At 40.5% G+C, this 5,970-nt stretch carries 9 protein-coding genes and 2 pseudogenes; 4 read left to right on the top strand and 7 right to left on the bottom strand.

Annotation, left to right across the window (positions count from 1 at the left end; genetic code table 11):
• A pseudogene (locus BM146_RS19790) lies at nt 1-278 on the top strand (IS4 family transposase); the annotation flags it as partial.
• Between the two features lie 414 nt (nt 279-692).
• Here the strand turns inward: BM146_RS19790 and BM146_RS19785 are convergent.
• From BM146_RS19785 to BM146_RS18720, 6 genes and pseudogenes are all read right to left on the bottom strand, one after another.
• Nucleotides 693-869 (bottom strand): hypothetical protein, encoded by a 177-nt coding sequence (locus BM146_RS19785; RefSeq protein WP_177201754.1) that lies wholly within the window; start codon nt 867-869, stop codon nt 693-695.
• On the bottom strand, nt 862-1,095 hold the full coding sequence (locus BM146_RS18740) for a hypothetical protein (protein ID WP_074892186.1): 234 nt from the start codon (nt 1,093-1,095) through the stop codon (nt 862-864). The genes BM146_RS19785 and BM146_RS18740 overlap by 8 nt, the downstream gene beginning before the upstream one ends.
• A 70-nt stretch (nt 1,096-1,165) precedes the next feature.
• Nucleotides 1,166-1,735: a GNAT family N-acetyltransferase gene (locus BM146_RS18735; RefSeq protein WP_074892188.1), complete on the bottom strand. Its 570-nt coding sequence runs from the start codon at nt 1,733-1,735 to the stop codon at nt 1,166-1,168.
• Between the two features lie 11 nt (nt 1,736-1,746).
• A pseudogene (locus tag BM146_RS18730) lies at nt 1,747-1,992 on the bottom strand (arsenate reductase family protein); the annotation flags it as partial.
• 163 nt (nt 1,993-2,155) lie between these two features.
• Complete coding sequence (locus BM146_RS18725) at nt 2,156-2,782, bottom strand: MBL fold metallo-hydrolase (protein ID WP_074892184.1); 627 nt, start codon at nt 2,780-2,782, stop codon at nt 2,156-2,158.
• Nucleotides 2,783-2,786: 4 nt separating this feature from the next.
• Nucleotides 2,787-3,494, bottom strand: coding sequence for a DsbA family oxidoreductase (locus BM146_RS18720; RefSeq protein WP_074892182.1), 708 nt, complete (start codon nt 3,492-3,494; stop codon nt 2,787-2,789).
• A gap of 68 nt (nt 3,495-3,562) precedes the next feature.
• Here BM146_RS18720 and BM146_RS18715 point away from each other — a divergent pair, with 68 nt between their 5' ends.
• The 3 genes from BM146_RS18715 (at nt 3,563) to BM146_RS18705 (ending at nt 5,600) form a co-directional block, all read left to right on the top strand.
• A complete protein-coding gene (locus tag BM146_RS18715; protein WP_074892180.1) occupies nt 3,563-4,675 on the top strand; it encodes a Y-family DNA polymerase in 1,113 nt (370 codons plus the stop codon).
• A 38-nt stretch (nt 4,676-4,713) separates the two neighbouring features.
• Nucleotides 4,714-4,971: a hypothetical protein gene (locus tag BM146_RS18710; protein WP_074892178.1), complete on the top strand. Its 258-nt coding sequence runs from the start codon at nt 4,714-4,716 to the stop codon at nt 4,969-4,971.
• A 110-nt stretch (nt 4,972-5,081) separates the two neighbouring features.
• Nucleotides 5,082-5,600 carry an SOS response-associated peptidase gene (locus tag BM146_RS18705; RefSeq protein WP_083413661.1) on the top strand — a complete coding sequence of 173 codons (519 nt, stop codon included), beginning with the start codon at nt 5,082-5,084 and terminating at the stop codon, nt 5,598-5,600.
• Between the two features lie 3 nt (nt 5,601-5,603).
• Here BM146_RS18705 and BM146_RS18700 read toward each other — a convergent pair whose 3' ends face one another.
• Nucleotides 5,604-5,957: a cupin domain-containing protein gene (locus tag BM146_RS18700; RefSeq protein ID WP_013282514.1), complete on the bottom strand. Its 354-nt coding sequence runs from the start codon at nt 5,955-5,957 to the stop codon at nt 5,604-5,606.
• Between the last annotated feature and the right edge of the window lie 13 nt (nt 5,958-5,970).

Below are 5,970 nucleotides of genomic sequence, written 5' to 3'. Positions count from 1 at the left end.
TGACAGCACATGTATCCGTTGTATTTACCCGGTATATGATGCTCGCTGTTGAGAATCGTGAAGCAGAAGATCCAAGAACCCTTGGAGAACTGTTTACATATCTTGTAGAGGAAATGGCAGATGTTACATTTGTCCATGCATTCACTCTGATTATGAAAATGTTCTCAGATATGATGACTGAAAAATTCGATCTTGACGAAGAAGAAATCTCAACTATGATCGATACCTTCATATCTGCACTTACCCCCGCCATGCAGCGTCAACTAAGGGCTGCATGATGGTACTTTTTTGCCATTTTTTATTGAATTTTCAAGGTACAAACGCTATTTTTTTACTGCGAAGTTTCAGTTAATAACACTAAAAGCCAACCATGGAACAAACAGCCCCCTAATTTTCTTCATAAAAAACTGAGTAAATCCATTTTTATGAAAATATACATAGCCGGAAACAAAGAAAAAAGCGTTAAGGAAAAAAGGACTATAAAATATTCTTAATACTTCTGTCCTCGATTCTAAATGGCTTAACATAACCCACATAATAGAAGTGCCACTAATTCAAGTATAATTTAAGCATATATTTTACATCGCATTAGACCTTAATCAATCCACATAAAACAGTGTACTGACACGTTAACAAATAACCAAAGTCGCTTTATGCCTCAAAGGGCAGGAGCGTCAGCCTCTGGCTTCCTTTTAGAACAGTTTCCAGATGTAGTTATGCATTCCGATGCTCATCCACTTCTTCAGCTCTGCACTAAGCTCTACCTGTATGCTATCGACATACTTTCCCCACGCCGGATGGGAATACTGTTTTTCTCTTACCTGCGCTACTACAGTCTCTACTTCCTCTGCTCCAGCAGCCTTAGGCATTACTGTCTTCTGATAGCGCACAAGTTCCAGCATATCTCTTTTGTTCCATCTTGTTTGAATTCTGATAGTTAAGCCATAATGCCCTTAAAGTTTCATCACCTCTCATGTCTTCACATATTTCTTTCCAATCTTTAAGTTCTTCCTCAGAGCCTCGCTTTCTAGCAGTTCTGTGAATTGCCTCTTTCACGATGCATCTGGTGGCAAATGTATGTCTGAGTGCATGCATACTAAATGGCTTTATCCCTGCCTTGTCACAGATCTTATACAGGTTGGTACCAATCAGCCCAAAGAAATCTCTATAAGCCGTTCAACAGAGCAATTCCATTCACAAACATATTCTCAGGTAGCACCCTGCGGTAAAATTCCCGGTATAGATTCCAAAGCACATCATGATCCTCACTTTTGTGCTGTCCCAACCTTATGATCCTAAATGGAACTCCTAAGCACTTTACTCTGAGTCCGGTATCTGTGCATCCATTCCTAAAGTAGAAGTTCATACGTCTTGTCTGGATATCTTTTGATGCTGCATCTGTAGCATGATCAGGGTCCTCAATTTCTATTATCACATTTTCCGCATCTTTCAAATAGTCGGCTAGAAGCTGAACCATTTCACTTCCTGCTCCATTGTTCCTCGAATCCGAGTTTACAGCAAGATAATCTACAAGGTAGTCATTCCCAATTTTAACCAGAAACGTATATCCAACAATACTTGAATCATCAAATAACCCCAATGGCTCATATATATTATTATCAATAGCTTTCAATATCACTTTCAGTGGCTTAAGCTCAGCCTTAGGGAAATCTATAGTCATGTTATTCTTATAGATATCTTCTACCTGCGCTTTAGTAAGTTGTTCTAGTCTCATGAAAATCTCCTTCATTCCCACTTTTTCCACACATCAGGCTGATAGCCAAGTGTAGACTGTTTTCCATTTCTCACCACTGGCGTCTTAATGATCTGCTGCAACTCAAGCAGCTTCTCAAGCTTATCCTCGTCAGCAATATATTGGAAAAGAGCTACTACATCCTTGTCCTTTGCATCTGGATTCACCAGATTGGCGATTCCACCATTTGCTGAAGCAACTGATGTAAGTTCACCCTTACTCATCCCTTTTTCCTTCATAATTCTCGACATACTCTAAACATATATCAACCATGTCTGCTTGAAGTTCAGAAAAATAATCTTCAAACACATTTGTTTTTTTCTTCTTAAAAAACATATAAAAATCCTCCTATAGTCTCATTTAAACCTTTGTCAAGATCTTTACATATCAACAAGCCAACAGTTACAGACGATATCTCTGTTTTTCAATTCCAACAGTCGTTTTATCCGAGTGCCCTGATAACAGCATAGTCTCATCAGGCAAGGTAAATATCTTGTCAATTATGCTATCCTGAAGATCCCTGAGATTGCCACCTGGATATTTATAGTTGCCGATGCATCCTCTAAAGATTGTATCTCCTACAAAGGCAACATGATCCGTTTCTGAATATAAAGTAATCGAATCCGTCGTGTGTCCCGGAGTGTATATAACCCTTAGCTTAAAATCCGGATTTGCTCCAAGTGCCAGAATATCACCATCACTGGCATACTGTACGCCCTCTATGGTTATAGAGGAGCCGCATTGCGCAGAAAGATTCATATAGTCATTAAGCAGATACTGATCTGAATTTATATGAGCAATGACCGGGATTCCAAGAACACCTCTGATCTCATTTAACGCCCCGGTATGATCAAAATGACCGTGGGTAAGCAATATCTTTTCGATATTCCACCCCTTATCAGATATAAGTTTTAAAAGCTTTTTAGGTTCTGCGCCTGGATCAATCAGGAACCCGTGCTTTGTTTCATCATCAATATAGAAATAGCAGTTTTCATCAAAATAGCCTCTTACCGGAACTTCTACAATCATATCTTTATCCTATCCTGCAGCCATCTGGACCACATGTCATTCCCTGTGACTCGTCTACTTTACTGCTTTCTTTTTCCATCGCTTTTAGTAGCGCCGACTTCATATACTCAGCAGGCTGTGCTCCTTGCAAAGCATAATCACAGATTATAAAACATGGTACTGCATGGATTCCATATCTGGATGCTTCTCTTTCATCGAGAACAACCTCATCGTGATATTTATCTGAGTCTAAAACAGCCTTTACTTCACCTGCATCAAATCCACAATCCACAGCAATGCTTAACAATAAATCCTTGTCAGCAAGTTCCTTATTATCTGTGAAATATGCTGCATACAATCTCCGGGTCAGCTTGTCTGTCAGCTCTTTATCGCCCTTTTCCATGGCAAATTTAGTAAGTCTGTGAGCATCCATGGTATTGGTAAAAAGAGTTGTTGCGTATTTGAAGTCAATGCCCTCATCCCTTCCAAGCTGGGAAATATGTTCAATTGTATCTCCTGCCTCTTCCATAGAGATGCCATACTTCTTGGCAAATCTTGTCTGTGTATCACCAGTCGCATGTACTCCGGCATATGGATCAAGCTGAAATGCCTTCATTTCAAATTCAACTTCTTCATCCTTAAACTCCGGCATATCTTTAATAACATTCCTAAGTCTTGTCTCTCCAATATAGCAATAAGGACATGCATAATCTGACCAATATGTAATCTTCATAATGATAACCTCCTTAAATAGAACGTGTTTTATTTGTTTGTGATTGCGATTATATAGAACATGTTCTCATGTATTTTATCCAGGAGATTTATTTAAAATATGTAGCTCCTGAAGATGTACATGTCTACAGCATAGATGAATGCTTTATAGACTGTACTCCTTATCTTCATTTCTATGAAGATGCTGCAAAAATGACAGGCGAATCCCCGGCTCACATCATGGCTATGACCATGATAAGGGATGTCCTTAAGAATACCGGAATCACTGCAACAGTTGGTATAGGAACTAATCTCTATCTTGCCAAGGTTGCCATGGATATAGTAGCCAAGAAGGCTCAGGCAGATAAGAACGGAGTGCGTATAGCTGCACTTACAGAAGATTCCTATAAATATCTGTTATGGGACCACCGACCTCTGACAGACTTCTGGCAGATAGGTAACGGAAAAGCCGGAAGGCTTGAAAGAAATCATATGTACACCATGGGTGATATTGCTCAGCGTACCCAGTGGGATGAGGAATGGTTCTACAAGACCTTTGGCATTGATGCTGAAATACTTATAGACCATGCCTGGGGCATAGAACCTGTAACCATGTATGATATCAAGCACTACAAGACTGACAATCACTCTCTTTCCAACGGGCAGGTACTTCCCAGACCTTATAAGTATGATGAAGCCTGCATTGTCCTTATGGAGATGATCGATATTCTGTGCTGTGATATGTATAAGAAAAACCTCGTATCTTCTACCTTTACCTGGTGGATAAGCTACGATTATAAGAGTCTTGAATACTGCCCTTCCTATGATGGGCGGCTCTCCATCGACTGGTATGGAAGGTTGCATCCTGCTCATTCAAACGGTACTGTGCGTATGCGTGCAGCAACCAACAGTGTACAGCAGGTCACAGACCTTATCATGGCAGATGTGAAAAAGAAAAGTGATCACAGGATTCTATTCCGCAGGCTTGGCATCTGTGCCTGTGATGTAAGAAATGATGAAGGAATATATCAAATGGATCTGTTTACAGATTACGATGCACTAGACAGAGAAAAAAGGCTCCATGCTGCCCTGCTTGAAGTCAGAACAAGATATGGTGCCAATGCACTTCTTAAGGGAACAAATCTCCTTGAAGGTGCAACAACTATAGAGAGAAACAAGCAGATTGGAGGTCACAGAGCTTAAAGCACAGCCTCCGGTCTATTAAGAAACGGAGGAATCAGATGAATAGCGAAAGTTCTGTGTTAGAAATACCTTCCAATTTCAGATACAGGGATGTATTTTTAAAAGGTAAACCAAAGCATGACAAGACTGACAGCTTTTCCATAAAACATCCTGCAATGGATCTTAGAAGACGAGCCAAGATATTCAGTCCCTTTGATGCTCTTAAAGGTTTTAGCGATGAGCTTGCAAAATCCGAGCAAGTGAATGAAGACTACTTTGCCGATAATGGTTATAAAGATATAGAGGAATATCCATAGGAGTTAAAACGATATGTGTACCAGATATGCGCTGGAGAAGGATCTCCCGGAGTTAAAAGATATAATTGAAATAGCTAACCAGTAAATTTGTAGATACCCACGCAAGGCCTCTGATCACTGATGGAGAAGTTCGTCCCACAGATATAGTCCCTGTTATAGCTCCCAATGCCAAAGGAATAAAAAGTGTATTCCCCATGCAATGGGGCTTTATGGCAATAGATGGCAAGCGGAGCCTTTTCAATGCCAGAGTTGAATCAGCCATGGATAAGCCCACCTTCAAGGATGCCTGGAAATCACACAGATGCATCATTCCTGCATCCTATTACTTTGAGTGGGAGCATTTCAAAAGCTCAGACGGCAAGGTAAAGACCGGTGATAAATATGCCATCCAGCCAAGAGGCTGTACTGTAACCTGGCTCTGTGGGCTTTACCGCATCGAAGACGGCTATCCTGTATTTGTGGTTCTCACCAAAGAGCCAACAGCAGAGCTCTCCAAAATCCATGACAGGATGCCACTTATGCTTCCAAAAGAAAGAATAGATGAATGGATAAGCCCTGCATCAGATCCGGCTGAAATTGTTCCGTTTGCTTTATCAGATATGGTTATGGAAAAAGCTGGTGTCTTTTGAGGATCAGTACATCACTGCATCCTCTGCAGTGAATCCACCAATTGAACCTGCCTTGACCTGGATACATGCATAGCTTAACTCTGAATCTTCCGCAGCAAGAAACTGTCTCTTTCCTTCAGGTGAAATTCTAACCACATCACCTTTAGCGATTTCAACATCCTCTCCATCAATTACAGCCTTACCCTTTCCGGAAAGAATAAGATAGATTTCCTCATTATTTTTATGTGAGTGTACAAAGGGAACACCTGCTCCTGCAGGAAGATGATTGATACTTATCTCTGCTCCCGTTAAACCAAGAGCATCATGAAGTTCTGTTCTAGGAGCCTCTGTTACGTTTACTTTTTTGAAATTTGACATTTTTGTTTTCCTC

Origin of the sequence: Butyrivibrio proteoclasticus, from assembly GCF_900115735.1 — a bacterium.
Lineage (GTDB): Bacteria > Bacillota > Clostridia > Lachnospirales > Lachnospiraceae > Butyrivibrio > Butyrivibrio proteoclasticus_B.
This window is presented reverse-complemented; position numbering and strand designations above follow the sequence as displayed.

Coding starts and splice junctions, on each gene's coding strand:
- BM146_RS18710 (WP_074892178.1), top strand. CDS start 4,714: ATGAATAGCGAAAGTTCTGTGTTAGAAATACCTTCCAATTTCAGATAC.
- BM146_RS18740 (WP_074892186.1), bottom strand. CDS start 1,095: ATGCATGCACTCAGACATACATTTGCCACCAGATGCATCGTGAAAGAG.
- BM146_RS18720 (WP_074892182.1), bottom strand. CDS start 3,494: ATGAAGATTACATATTGGTCAGATTATGCATGTCCTTATTGCTATATT.
- BM146_RS18735 (WP_074892188.1), bottom strand. CDS start 1,735: ATGAGACTAGAACAACTTACTAAAGCGCAGGTAGAAGATATCTATAAG.
- BM146_RS19785 (WP_177201754.1), bottom strand. CDS start 869: ATGCCTAAGGCTGCTGGAGCAGAGGAAGTAGAGACTGTAGTAGCGCAG.
- BM146_RS18725 (WP_074892184.1), bottom strand. CDS start 2,782: ATGATTGTAGAAGTTCCGGTAAGAGGCTATTTTGATGAAAACTGCTAT.
- BM146_RS18715 (WP_074892180.1), top strand. CDS start 3,563: ATGTATTTTATCCAGGAGATTTATTTAAAATATGTAGCTCCTGAAGAT.
- BM146_RS18700 (WP_013282514.1), bottom strand. CDS start 5,957: ATGTCAAATTTCAAAAAAGTAAACGTAACAGAGGCTCCTAGAACAGAA.